Genomic DNA, 12,673 nt, shown 5'->3' with positions numbered 1-12,673 from the left:
GGTGATTATCTTATCACCTTTTTTCACGCTTTTCTCTTAATTTTTTAATTTCCTCTAGAAGCATAAATTTAAGCTCTTTAAGCCCTGTTTTTTCAAGGCTTGATACCTTGATTAAAAAGCTTTGTGGATTATCAATACTTTTTAAATATTCTTCTAAATTCGCTATATTTTGGGTGATCTGCTCGGCAAAATCTTCACCCAAATTCACACTATCACTTTTTGAAATCATTATGCCAAACTCACGCCCAAAAAGCTCATTTGAAAATTTCTCAAGCTCATTTCTTAGCACTATAAATTGCTCTTTTAGAGGCATTTCTCTCATAGGATCTAACACAAAAAGTAAAAAACTCGTGCGTTCAATATGTTTTAAAAATGCAAGTCCTAAGCCTTTACCTCCACTTGCACCTTCGATAATCCCTGGAATATCAGCCATCACAAAAGAATTATACTCATCCACATCTATAAGCCCTAATTTTGGTGTGAGCGTGGTAAATTCATAATTTGCGATTTCAGGCTTAGCATTTGAAACTACACTTATAAGGGTGGATTTTCCTACATTTGGAAAGCCTACAAGCCCTACATCGGCGATAAGTTTAAGTTCAAGTCTTACTAAACGACTTTCACCTTTAATACCTGGCTGTGCGTAATCAGGGCGTTGGTTGGTAGCGTGCTTAAAGTGTGTATTCCCAAGCCCTCCTTTGCCACCTTTTAGAAAAAGCTCTCTTTGACCCTCTTTTGTAAGATCTAATAAAACTTCATTGGTTTGTGCATCGATAACTTGAGTTCCCTCAGGGACAATAAGCTCTAAATTTTCACCCTTTTTTCCATTTTTATTGCGTCCCATTCCACCTGCGCCATTTTGCGCACGAAGCTCTCTTTTGCCTTTGAAATTTACAAGTGTATGTGTATTGTTATCACAAACAAAGATGATATCGCCACCATTTCCTCCATCGCCACCATCAGGCCCACCGAGAGGAACATGCTTTTCACGACGAAAACTCACCGCACCCTTGCCGCCATCGCCAGAAGCTAAAGTAATCTTAACACTATCAATAAACATTATAATTGCCTTTGATTTTAAATTTATAAAGCTAAATTAGAATAAAAAGAAGTTAAATTTATAAATTTAAAGTTTCTAAGGCGTAAAAACGCCCTAAAAACTTATGCAGGATATACAGAAACTTTTTTTCTGTCTTTGTCTTTTCTTTCAAATTTCACAAAACCATCAATTAAAGCAAAGATAGTGTGATCTTTTCCTATGCCTACATTATTTCCTGCATGAGTTGCAGTTCCTCTTTGGCGAATGATGATATTTCCTGCTCTAACGAATTCACCACCAAATTTTTTAACACCTAAGCGACGACCTATAGAATCGCGGTTATTTTGAGTTGAACCCTGACCTTTCTTGTGTGCCATTCTTTACTCCTTAAGCTTTGATATCTTTTACTACAACGCGAGTGAATTGTCTTCTAAAACCGCGTTTAAGTTTAGAATCTTTTCTGCGTCTTTTTTTATAAATCACAACTTTTTTATCTTTTCCGTGATTAATCACTTCCAAAACAACTTTTGCACCTGCTACGAAAGGCGCACCTACCTTTAATTCTTTATCATTGATAGCAAGAACTTCGCTTACTTCAATATTTGCTTTGCTTTCAGCTTCAAAGTGATCTAGCTTTAACTCATCGCCAACGCTAACTTTATACTGCTTTCCGCTGTGTTTAATAATAGCATACATTGCTTTTTCCTTAATAATTTGGTAAGTACCACAAAGCACCGAAATTCGGATTTGAAAGCTTTAATGGCTAGAAAAGTTTTAATTTTACAAAAATTTTCTTTAATCTTTGATGAATTTAAGAAAGACTTTAGAGTTTGAAACCAAACCCTAAAGTAGTTTAAAAGCCAAGATTAACCCCGCCACCTTCTTCAATTTTATAATTTGCATCACGGCCTATGGTATAGCCATTTCCACTACCACCAATATTCAAAGGCCTACAAATATCTCCTACTTTTACACTTCCTTCTGTAATTTTTGCATAAGAAAGTTTTGGAGTGGTACGTACTATTTCAATAGCTCCTGTTTTAGTTTCAATTCTTCCAGTATTTTCTTTTGTATAAGCATCTTTCACAGTTTTTCCAAGTGCAAAACACTCATAAGTATCACCTTGATTTAAAGTTTGAGAAAATACAACTTCATTATTTTCAACACTGACCACTTTTAAAGGATAAATAGCGTTTAAAATATCCCCTGAAATACGACTTGCTATCTGATCAAGAGCAGATTCGCTAGCACTTAAACTATTATCTTTAAGATTTACTTTCATAGTTAAAGTATTAGAAAATTTAATCTGTCTTGTTGCAAATAAAAGCACGCGATAATCAACCACGACTTCGACTTCTGTTTTGGTTTTTCCTGTTAGATTGCTTGTTTTTTGTTTACCTTCAAGCCCTGAAATAGAAAATAATAAAATATAATCTGTTGCTAACACATTTTTAAGCTTGTAAACTTCATCACTGGTTGCATCACCACTTTTAATTAAAGCTTTTTCCATTTCATAGTATCCACTAGAATCACGGTCTAAAACATTAAATTTTCGACTTTGCAATAAATCAGAAATAATTTTTTGTTGCAATGCTGAACCAATGCCTCTTTTTGTAGGATCTGGAGTGGAATCAAAAACAGTAATGCTTCTTCTATTATCTGCACTTAAACCTGGAGCTTGGTATTTTTTAGTCGTTGTGGTTTTATAAATAGTCACATTAGCTATAAATTTACCGCTTTGATCTTGCTCCACGCTGTTGATTTCATAAGTATCAGCTCTACCTTTGGTTGCTTTTGAAATTTGTTCGCTATAGTTATCCTGTATATTTGATCCTGAGCCATCGGTTGAAACGCTAGTATTAGATTTTTTAAGAGAATTAATGCTTACTCCATTCATTTTTCCAATAGCTTCAATAATGGCATTATTTATTGCATCTTCTCTAGTCAAACCCGTACCTTCACCTGTACTTGATTTAGTAGAAGTTGTGGTAACTACTTTAGCGCTAAGGCTTAGACTTAAAAATAAACACAAAAAAAGAATTTTAATCCATTTCATTTTTCATCCTTAAAAATCATCCATACTATTTACAACATTAGAACTTCTTTGTATGTTTGAAGACTTCTTAGGCTCATTTTTGCTTATATTAGATTTTTGATTTAATGCTTCATTTGTATTGGCTAAATTAGCATAAGAATAAAATCTTACAGCACCTACATGTTCTACACCATTTTCGCTTGTATAGCTCCATTTCTTAAGAGTACGAATACCGCGAATTTTTCCACTTGCACTTGATTTTACTTTAGTATTAATCTTATCAATGATATTTGTAATATTTTTAGTTTCCTCTTCAATTGTTCCATCGTTAACATTTACGCTTTGTTTTATAATCTCTTCATAACTATCGCCTGTAGTTCTTTCATCTTTAAGACTTAAATTTGTATTAATAAATTCAACAATAGCGGCATCCGCCATAGTGATAGCTGTATCTTTGGCTCTATCTTCTAAAATATTTGTTTTTTTGGCATTACTAGGATCAGCCACATAACCCCAATTTCCATAACTTAAAATAATAGGCGCACCATTTTCATCATAGACCAAACGAATACCATACTCATTTAAAAAACCTTTTTGGTCTTTTGGTAAATATTCACTTACTACTTTACCTTTACCCTTGATAACACTTTTCCTTGCTAATGCCATATCTTTAGCAAGTTGTCGTGTTTTATCAGATACTATGGCAATAACACCTACATCATATTCACCCCTTCTTTGAGTTACTATAGTTTGTACAGGAACAAGCCCACTCATTGAGCCTACTGCACTTGTCATAGTTTTACTAATAAATTCTTCTTTTAATAAACTCTTTTTTCTCTCTTCGCTTAAAGCACTTACATCTATACCCAAATCCTTCAAGGCATTATCTAGCTGAGCACCTGCTAATTGGGTTAATTTATTTAAAATTTGATCGACTCTATCGCCTTTTGGAAGTTCATCAAATTCCTTAGCATTTGTAGAATTGTCAGCTTCATAGTTTTGAATTTTACTTGTAGCAATCCTTCCAAAAGCATCTCTTATAAATTCGGTTTGTAAATTTAACATTGCTTTTTGATAAGCATTTTGTAAAGCTTGTGCAAATTGTGGGTCGGTATCATTTACCGCAACGGTGCTTTTTCCAGTATAAAAAGTTTTTCCATCTTTGGTTATGCTATATTCTATACCAAAGTTATCTGCAAACTCTTCAAAAAAATCATCTAAAGATTTTGGAGTGATATCTTTGGTGCTAGCATCAGACATTTCATTTTGTGTACTTATATCTTGTTGTGTAATCTCTATAGGTTGAGAACCTTGTGCATAAAGTAAACTTGCCATAACTAAAGAACTGATAAATAATATTTTTTTCATTTTATATCCTTTTTGTAAATTCATAAAAAAAGCCCAAGCTTGCAATAACAAAACTTGAGCTAAATTTTAAACTATAAATCAAACCCGATTTACCAAGTCACTGATTTACTAGATCCTGTTTTATCGATAGTTTGCTCATCTTCCCAATATACAAGGCCTGAATTTAAGTCAGTAAGTCTTAATAAGAAGAAGTATTCTACTTGAGTTTTACCATTGCTAAGTTTTACATTATCTTGTCTAATTTTTCCCGCAAGAGAAAAATCTGGAGACACTAAAGTGCCTTTTTTGGCTATAGTTTTTTGATTAAATTCATCATTATCTCTTAATTCTCTTACATCTTCGCTCATACTATCAAGTGCTCCACCTGCTGCAACGGCTGAAGTTAAAACAAATTTACCTGATTTTCTTAAAGCTGAAGTAATTTTTGCTGTAAGCTTTTCAGTATCAATTCTTTGTGGAGTATCATTTACTACTCTACCAATAGCAATAACTTTTCTTTGTCCGGGCTTAATATTTGCAAAAGCTGGATCGCTAAGCATACTGGCTATCATAGTTTCAGCAGCATTTTCAAAATCTTGTCTATCAAGACCCAAAGTTAAAGCATCTCCTTTTTTTACCTGAGTAGCTTTTCCGTCTGTATAAGTAGTCTGTACACATCCACCTAAAAGCAAAGATCCTGCAATAATCGCTCCTAAAATTTTTATCTTTTTCATAATTTTTATCCTTTCTGTAAAATAAGATTAATTTTTTGCTTTAATTTCCAATCTAAAATCCTTCGCTCTTATATCAGGTGCAAGCTTACGAAGAATCACCTCTTGTCCCGCCGGAATTCTAAGAACTTGATAATCCTCAGTTAAAACATCTCGGAGTACAAAACCATCTTTATCTAACCAATCCACTTTATAAATTATATCTTTAGCAAAAGTGCTGCGTAAAATCACTTCAAATTCTAAATAACCATTACTATTTAAACGCTTTTGAAACTGCTTTACTAAACTATTTGGCAAAGTTGAACTTAAAACTACACCATTAGGAACACTTGTACCGATTTGATAAGTAGGGCCACAAGCCCCTAAAAAAATTGATACAACAATTAAAAACAATTTATTCATCTATAAAAAACCTTATTTCTGAATTAAGTCTACACTATTTGGCAAATAAGGTGCAAAAGAACGAACAATAATTAAAGCATTTTTGTTTTTTTCAAGAACATGGCTATAAATTTCTTGACCTTGTGGGTTTTTAATGCTTATATTTCCGGAATTTTCTATCATAGCCACTGAAATACTTTTAGGCAAGCCTCTCCACGAGCGAACATCAGCTGAATTTGTTGCCGCAGTTGCCACAGAACTTGCTAAAGTCAACCACCCACCCGTAGAATCGTTATTTGCAACAGCTAAATTTAACGTGGTTTTAGCTATAGTTTGAGCCAATGCTTTAGCGATCATTGCGGGCATATTAATTTTAAATTCAGTAGCTACAATATCGTCTAAATTAACAATCTCTGTTGTATCAACATCATTTACTTTTAGACTAGCAAAAGATGATTCTCTTTTTTTCAAAGTTTGAAGCGCAATACTTGTGCTAACAATTTTTTTATCCACTATAAAAGGCAATGTTAAAGTAAAATCATCTTTTACAACACCCATACCATTTTCATATACAACAAAAACATATTTTTTATCTTTTTTAGTTGCAACTTTTTTTGCACGATCATTAAATACTTTTACTTCTTTTTTGATTTCTTGGTTATGGGGATTAATAATCGCCACTTCTCTAAACAAATCTGCAGCTCTTCTATAATCATTATCCATAAAGAAAAATACCGAAGCAAGATAAGTTGCGTAAGGATTTACAAATTTTTTAGTTGTGTCAAATTCTTTAAATAAATTATCATATTGCTGTGAAATCACTTTCGAATTTTCATTCATATTTTTATCATAATTTGGATCTTTTTTAGCTTCTTCTAAATCTTTACGATTTTTTTCTATTTCTTTAGCAAAATATTCTTTCGCTTTATCTTGTCTCATTAAAGCGCGGTTAAATTCTACTCTAGCGTCAGCATAATTATCTAAACTCATAAAATTTAAACCTTTATAGACATTAACCATAATTCTTTCATACAACGAACCTTCATAATCAACAATGGTATCATTGACCAATGTAGTTGCTACCAATTTAGCACCTTTCTTTCCTACATTTTCCAAATCAACATCATATTTGTAAGATTCTTCAGCGGCATCAAAAAACACATTACTTTTGTTAAAATCTCCACAATTTCTTGCTACCAAGCCTGCATTTAAACCCGTATAGATTACATCATCATTTTTGTTAATTTTGTCCAAATTTTGATTAAAAAAATCATCCCCGCAGTACTTTTGTACTAAAGCATTTTCAAAAGAGCTATTTTGCTTTACTTGATTTGCACAAGCTGCAAAAATTAGACAACTTGCTGTACTTAATGCAATTAGACCAAATTTTACTTTCATAAGCTTTTTCTCCTTAGACGAAATTGAAAAAGGAATTATAGCATATTTTATTCTTAAGTTGATATAAAAAATTTTTATAGTTATTTAATCCCGAGTTAAAAACTCAGGATCAATAACTACATTAACATAGGAGCGGCTACAAAGCCTAAAGCTACAGCGATTGCGATAGCTAAAACTCCTGGTATAAAGAAAGAGTGATTGAAGATAAATTTTCCGATTCTAGTAGTACCTGTATCATCCATTTGCACAGCACCTAATAAAGTAGGATAAGTCGGAAGCACAAAAAGTGCTGAAACTGCCGCAAAACAAGCTACAAGCATATAAGAATCCTGTGGATTTGTTGCGCTAATTCCTAAAGCAGTAACGATTACAGGTACAATAGCCTTTGCAGTTGCCGCTTGAGAATATAAAAGCATACTTGCAAAGAAAAAAGCCACCGCAAGCATAGCTGGGCTTTGTTTTACCCAATCACCTGCTACTTCTTTAATAGAAGCTTCATGCCCTGCAACAAAAGTATTTCCAAGCCATGCTACACCAAAAACACAAATGCAAGCTGTCATACCACTTTTAAAGACGCTTGTATCAAGAATCTTACCAGGTTCAACCTTGCAAAGCCAAGTAATCAAAGTCGCCGCAGTAAGCAAAAAGCTCATGATAGCTGCATCTCTTGGAACAATTACTGGATCAATCCATTTAATATTGCTTGAAATCGCAGTTGCATAAAGCACAACCGCTAAAACAGTAATAAGAAAAATTCCTACTGAAAGTTTAGCACCTGGCTTATCCTCGCCATGTAAGATAGCACCTGCATCTTTAACAAGACCTGCTTTTAAGCGTTCTTGATAAACTGGATCTTTGCTTAAATCCATAGGAGTGATTAAACTCACTATAAAAGCAGTTATCATGCAAGCTATAAAAGTAGTACCTATCCAAATTCCAATCAAGGTTGGATAATTCCATCCTAGTGGTTCTAAAACCCCGCTCATATAAACCACAGCCGCACTTACAGGAGATGCGGTGATACCAATTTGCGAAGATACGACCATCAACGAAAGCGGGGCACTTGGTTTGATATTTTGAGATTTTGCCACATCAACTACAACAGGCATTAAAGAAAATACAGCATTTCCCGTTCCTGCCAAGATAGTAAGCAACCATCCGCAAGCTGGGGCAAGATAATTAATAAATTTAGGCTTAGATCTTAAAATTTTTTCTGTAACCCTAACCATATAATCAAGCCCACCAGCTTGTTGCATCGCAGAAATAGCTGCAATAGCTGCAGCTATGATTAAAATTACATCCCAAGGAATATTTCCTGGTTTCATTCCCAAAACAAGCCCCAAAACAACAACACCAAGTCCTCCTGCATAGCCTATGGCTATACCTCCTAAGCGAATTCCTATAAAAATTGCTCCAAGGAGAACGATTATTTGCAAAATTATCATTATTGTATCCATTGGCTAGCCTTTATATTATTTTTTAGCTTCCATATGTGGATTTAACATATTTGCAGGAGTTAAAATTTCATCAATTTGTTCCTTACTTAAAAGCCCTCTTTCAAGTGCGATATCAGCTACTTTTTTACCTGTACTCATAGCCTCTTTAGCAATGCTGGCTGAATTTTCATAACCTATATAAGGATTTAAAGCAGTTACGATTCCTACTGAGTTATAAACAAAATCAGAACAAATTTTTTCATTAGCACTAATGCCATCTATACATTTATCTGCTAAAGTATGCATTGCTTTTTCAAGCATAACAATAGAATTAAACAAGCTATAAGCAATTACAGGTTCAAAAACATTAAGCTGTAATTGTCCGCCTTCACTTGCAAAAGTAACGGTTACATCTGCTCCAATTACTGCGTAACAAACTTGATTTACAACCTCAGGGATAACAGGATTTACTTTACCTGGCATGATAGAGCTACCTGGTTGCATTTTTGGCAAATTGATTTCATTAAGACCGCATTTTGGACCACTGCTTAAAAGTCTTAAGTCATTACATACTTTAGAAAGTTTTGTGGCAACGCGTTTTAAAACACCTGAAATTTGGACATAAGCTCCTGTATCTTGAGTTGCTTCGATAAGATCTTCTGCCACAGTGTATTCAAAGCCGGTTACTTCTCTTATTTTTCTTTCTACTACTTTTGGATAATTAGGATGAGAATTAATACCTGTTCCTATAGCTGTTCCACCTAGATTGATTTCTAAAATTAGTTTTCTAGCTTCTAAAACTCTTTGTATATCTTCACCCATCATCACAGCAAAAGTTTTAAACTCGCGACCCAAAGTCATAGGTACTGCATCTTGAAGTTGAGTTCTACCCATTTTTAATACATCTTTAAATTCTTCTGCTTTTCTCTCATAAGCCTTTTTAAGATGCTCCATAGCTTTTGCTAAATCACTTAGATAATCATGCAAAGCAAGATGCAAAGCAGTAGGATAAGCATCATTTGTACTTTGGCTTAAATTTACATGATCGTTTGGATGAAGGTATTGATACTCACCTTTTTTATGGCCCATAAGCTCAAGTGCTATATTGGCTATAACTTCATTGGCATTCATATTTGTACTTGTTCCAGCTCCACCTTGTATCATATCAACTACAAATTGATCATAATATCCGCCCTCTAAAATTTTATCGCAAGCTTTAATGATAGCATCTTGGATATCTTTATCTAAAAGACCTAATTCATAATTTGCCATAGCAGCTGCTTTTTTAACCCTTGCTAAAGCTCTTACAAAGCGTGGGAAATCCTTTAACCTCTCGTGTGAAATATTAAAATTTTCCACCGCTCTAAAGGTTTGCACTCCATAATAAACCTCATCAGAAATTTCTAATTCCCCGATAAAATCGTGCTCTTTTCTTGTTCCCATTTGAAACCTTTCTTGTTTAATTTTTTATACAAGCTTTGCTGCTTGTACTCATATCAGTATAATCATATTGTAATTTTGGTTAATAATTGGTTAATAATATTAATTCTTTAAAAATACTATAAAATAGACTTTTAGGACAATTTAACTCTTTTTATATTTAATTTTTATTTATCAATTGATTTTATTTATTTCAGTAAAAATTAATATATTTTTCTTAGCTTATTTGATAAAATATACCTTTAGTTTATTTTTGGAAGTTTTTATGAAAGAAATTACTATAAACATTGACGATATTAAAATAAATAACGATTGGAAAGAATTTTTAAAAGAAGAATTTAGTAAAAGCTATTTTTTAGAAATCAAAAAACATTATATACAAGCTTTAAACAATAAAGCTATCATCTATCCTCCTTCAAATTTGACTTTTAATGCTTTTAATCTTACTCCTTTAAACGAGCTTAAAATTGTACTTTTAGGACAAGATCCTTACCATCAACCCAATCAAGCTATGGGACTTAGTTTTTCTGTGCCTTATGGGATCAAAATTCCGCCCAGTCTTTTAAATATTTATAAAGAATTAAAAGCAGATCTTGATATAGAACCCTCTAAAAGCGGGGATTTAAGTTCTTGGGCAAAGCAAGGGGTTTTACTTTTAAATTCCATTCTTAGTGTTGAAGCAGGAAAACCTGCAAGCCATAGTTCATGGGGTTGGCAAGAATTTAGCGATGCGGTGATATCAAAACTAAGTCTTGAAAAATCAGGACTTATTTTTATGCTTTGGGGAAATTATGCAAAATCCAAAAAAGCTTTAATCGATACAAAAAAACATTTTATTTTAGAAGCAGCACATCCTAGCCCACTAGCTAGAACAGGCTTTTTAGGTTGTAAACATTTTTCAAAAGCTAATGAAATTTTAAAAAATTTAGGAAAAAAACCTATAAATTGGCAGTTGGCTTAGAAAAATTATATAAATATTTTCTTAACAATTTAAAAATAAAACAATTAATATAAATTTGTATAATTTATCGTTAAAATATAAAAAATTTAAGGAGATAAAGGTGAAAACGATAGGTATTATAGGTGGAATGAGTTTTGAAAGCACCATCACTTACTATAAAACTATAAACGAAGCCATTAACAAACAACTAGGCAATTTAAATTCCGCAAAAATTTTACTCTATAGTGTCAATTTTGAAGAAATAGCAAATTTGCAAAAAAATGGCGAGTGGGAAAAAGCTGCACAAATTTTAGGAGAGTGTGCTAAAAAACTAGAACTTGGTGGAGCTGATTTTATACTTATTGCCACCAACACCATGCATAAAATTTTTCATCAAATTCAAAAAAATACAAAAATTCCTCTCGTTCACATTGCTCAAAGTACAGCTAAAATTCTAAAACAACAAAATATACATACCATAGGCTTACTAGGCACTCAATATACTATGATGGAAGATTTTTATAAAAATGTATTAAAAGAAGAAAATATAAAAACAATTACTCCAAATCAAAACGATATGCAAGAACTAAGTGATATCATCTTTAATGAACTTTGTAGGGGGAAAATTAAAGAAAATTCTAAAGAAAAATACCTAAAAATTATCCAAAAACTAAAAGATGAAGGTGCTCAAGGTATAGTTTTAGGCTGCACAGAGATTGGATTGTTGATTTCTCAAAAAGATACAAGCATTCCGATTTTTGATACAGCCCTAATCCATGCCCTTGATGCTGTAAATTTGGCTTTAAAAGATTAATCTTTCTTTTTAGAGATAGGACAAACTCCCAAAGGACAAGCTTGCTTTCCTGTCCAAACCCTTATAGGACATACGCCAAAAATACCTGTAAGCAAAGGAATAAATCCTATCAAAGCCCACCAAGACGCATAATAAACCCCTATACTAAAGATAACCATTGCTAGGATTATTCTTATTGTTCTTTCTAATTTACCCATTTCTTCTCCTTTTTTGTATAATTTAATCAAAGTATAAACAAAAAAAATTTTATTGTCAGTGATAAAAGTCACTAAAAATAATTAATCTAAAAAAGATACAATAAAAATTAAATTCACAAAGGTAGTCTATCTTGGATAAGGAAAAAATTTTAAAAGAATATTTTAAAAACTATAATCTTGAAAACAAAGACTTTGAAGCTATGGTGGAAAAATCATACTTTAAAGAATTTGACAAAAATACAATTTTAGATGATTGTTTAGGATTTGTGATAGTTTTAAAAGGGGGATTTCGTGCATTTATTTTAGGTCAAAATGCTAAAGAAATCACTGTTTTTAAACTGAAACAAAATGAAGAATGTGTCATTTGTTCTCATTGTATCTTTGAAACTATATCTTATAATCTCACCTTAGAAAGTTTTGATGATACTCAAATTTTAGTTGTTCCTGTAAAAATATATTCTCAACTAAAAGATAAATATCCTTTGATAGCAAATTACACTCTTAATCTTATTGCCAAACGCTTTAATTCTTTGATCAATATTTTAGAGCAAGCCCTTTTTACTCCTCTTCATCATAGGGTTAAAATGTTTCTTAAAGAAAATGCAAAAGAAGGAAAAATCACTTTCACTCATGAAGAAATAGCTTTGCATTTAGGTAGCACTAGAGAGGTTATTTCACGAATTTTAAAAACAATGCAAAAAGAAGGTTTTATTCAGCAAAATCGTAAAGAGATTACACTTTTAAAAGCTTTGTGATAAATGCCCATATAAAATATGGGCAAAATTGCAATATTTTGAAAAGATTTAATCCTAAATCGGTTAAATCTTTAAGAACTTTATAGTTTATTGTCTTTTTCTAATTGATTGATATTAAGCATGATAAATTTATAGCTTACATAAATCACCAAAGGCCAAA

General features: G+C 32.3%; 14 protein-coding genes. 3 read left to right on the top strand and 11 right to left on the bottom strand.

The window, feature by feature from the left end; translation table 11 throughout:
• Positions 1-13: 13 nt before the first annotated feature.
• From obgE to aspA, 10 genes are all read right to left on the bottom strand, one after another.
• Positions 14-1,060 carry a GTPase ObgE gene (gene obgE / locus AAID94_00460; GenBank protein ID XAK24031.1) on the bottom strand — a complete coding sequence of 349 codons (1,047 nt, stop codon included), beginning with the start codon at positions 1,058-1,060 and terminating at the stop codon, positions 14-16.
• 101 nt (positions 1,061-1,161) lie between these two features.
• Positions 1,162-1,416, bottom strand: coding sequence for a 50S ribosomal protein L27 (gene rpmA / locus AAID94_00455; GenBank protein ID XAK24030.1), 255 nt, complete (start codon positions 1,414-1,416; stop codon positions 1,162-1,164).
• 10 nt (positions 1,417-1,426) lie between these two features.
• Positions 1,427-1,735, bottom strand: coding sequence for a 50S ribosomal protein L21 (rplU, locus tag AAID94_00450; protein ID XAK24029.1), 309 nt, complete (start codon positions 1,733-1,735; stop codon positions 1,427-1,429).
• A 157-nt stretch (positions 1,736-1,892) separates the two neighbouring features.
• Positions 1,893-3,095 carry a CsgG/HfaB family protein gene (locus tag AAID94_00445; protein XAK24028.1) on the bottom strand — a complete coding sequence of 401 codons (1,203 nt, stop codon included), beginning with the start codon at positions 3,093-3,095 and terminating at the stop codon, positions 1,893-1,895.
• A gap of 9 nt (positions 3,096-3,104) precedes the next feature.
• Positions 3,105-4,442: a DUF6844 domain-containing protein gene (locus tag AAID94_00440; protein XAK24027.1), complete on the bottom strand. Its 1,338-nt coding sequence runs from the start codon at positions 4,440-4,442 to the stop codon at positions 3,105-3,107.
• Between the two features lie 89 nt (positions 4,443-4,531).
• Positions 4,532-5,155: a penicillin-binding protein activator LpoB gene (gene lpoB / locus AAID94_00435; protein ID XAK24026.1), complete on the bottom strand. Its 624-nt coding sequence runs from the start codon at positions 5,153-5,155 to the stop codon at positions 4,532-4,534.
• A gap of 27 nt (positions 5,156-5,182) precedes the next feature.
• Positions 5,183-5,554, bottom strand: a complete 372-nt coding sequence (locus tag AAID94_00430; GenBank protein XAK24025.1) for a YcfL family protein — start codon at positions 5,552-5,554, stop codon at positions 5,183-5,185.
• Between the two features lie 12 nt (positions 5,555-5,566).
• Positions 5,567-6,931: a hypothetical protein gene (locus AAID94_00425; protein ID XAK24024.1), complete on the bottom strand. Its 1,365-nt coding sequence runs from the start codon at positions 6,929-6,931 to the stop codon at positions 5,567-5,569.
• 116 nt (positions 6,932-7,047) lie between these two features.
• Entirely contained in the window at positions 7,048-8,388 is a 1,341-nt protein-coding gene (locus AAID94_00420) for an anaerobic C4-dicarboxylate transporter (protein ID XAK24023.1), read from the bottom strand.
• Positions 8,389-8,403: 15 nt separating this feature from the next.
• On the bottom strand, positions 8,404-9,810 hold the full coding sequence (gene aspA, locus AAID94_00415; protein ID XAK24022.1) for an aspartate ammonia-lyase: 1,407 nt from the start codon (positions 9,808-9,810) through the stop codon (positions 8,404-8,406).
• 262 nt (positions 9,811-10,072) lie between these two features.
• Between aspA and ung the strand changes: the two genes are divergently transcribed.
• Together ung and AAID94_00405 are read left to right on the top strand one after the other, a co-directional pair.
• The gene (gene ung / locus AAID94_00410) at positions 10,073-10,768 is read left to right on the top strand and encodes a uracil-DNA glycosylase (GenBank protein ID XAK24021.1); all 696 of its coding nucleotides are present in this window, start codon (positions 10,073-10,075) and stop codon (positions 10,766-10,768) included.
• 100 nt (positions 10,769-10,868) lie between these two features.
• Positions 10,869-11,561 carry an aspartate/glutamate racemase family protein gene (locus AAID94_00405; protein ID XAK24020.1) on the top strand — a complete coding sequence of 231 codons (693 nt, stop codon included), beginning with the start codon at positions 10,869-10,871 and terminating at the stop codon, positions 11,559-11,561.
• On the opposite strand, the gene AAID94_00400 is transcribed toward AAID94_00405, so the two are convergent.
• Positions 11,558-11,758 carry a DUF2892 domain-containing protein gene (locus tag AAID94_00400; GenBank protein ID XAK24019.1) on the bottom strand — a complete coding sequence of 67 codons (201 nt, stop codon included), beginning with the start codon at positions 11,756-11,758 and terminating at the stop codon, positions 11,558-11,560. The two genes, AAID94_00405 and AAID94_00400, sit on opposite strands and share 4 nt — an antisense overlap.
• A gap of 131 nt (positions 11,759-11,889) precedes the next feature.
• On the opposite strand from AAID94_00400, the gene AAID94_00395 reads away from it, so the two are divergent.
• The gene (locus AAID94_00395; protein ID XAK24018.1) at positions 11,890-12,513 is read left to right on the top strand and encodes a Crp/Fnr family transcriptional regulator; all 624 of its coding nucleotides are present in this window, start codon (positions 11,890-11,892) and stop codon (positions 12,511-12,513) included.
• Positions 12,514-12,673: the final 160 nt, after the last annotated feature.

The organism is Campylobacter coli (assembly GCA_039516895.1).
GTDB classification, from domain to species: Bacteria; Campylobacterota; Campylobacteria; order Campylobacterales; family Campylobacteraceae; genus Campylobacter_D; species Campylobacter_D coli_B.
The sequence above is the reverse complement of the archived record's forward strand: the minus strand, read 5'-3'. Positions and strand labels throughout refer to the sequence as shown.